The organism is Vogesella mureinivorans (assembly GCF_007644035.1).
Taxonomy (GTDB): Bacteria; Pseudomonadota; Gammaproteobacteria; order Burkholderiales; family Chromobacteriaceae; genus Vogesella; species Vogesella mureinivorans.
Map to the genome: position 1 here is coordinate 1 of NZ_VMTV02000778.1, position 348 is coordinate 348.

The following is a 348-nucleotide window of genomic DNA, read 5'->3' on the forward strand; positions in this document are numbered from 1 at the left end:
TACCTCAACCTGAAAATACTCTTTATGAATTTGCTGTTCGGGAAAATTTTGACTAAGGGCTAAGTTAATTACCCAATCCATAAAGCCATTGGGACCACACGTATAAATATGGCTATCCTTTTCGATGTCTTGAATGGCGGATTGGAAAAACTCACGATGGTTGGCACCTTCCGATTTAAAATGAAAGGTGCTAAACGGTGCCAGCACACCATTTTTAATTTCATCGACAAAAGCACACTGCTCTGGGCTTGCTCCACAATAATGCAGCTCAAAGGAAGCGCCTTCTTGTGCGAGTTGATAAGCCATCGTAATCAAGGGCGTGATTCCAATACCCCCTCCTACTAATAC

At 42.5% G+C, this 348-nt stretch carries 1 protein-coding gene; it reads right to left on the bottom strand.

Features of this window, described 5'->3' with window-relative positions; genetic code table 11:
* The coding region (locus tag FLQ44_RS18180) for a ferredoxin reductase domain-containing protein (RefSeq protein ID WP_500692557.1) at nucleotides 1-348 on the bottom strand (348 nt) is incomplete at both ends.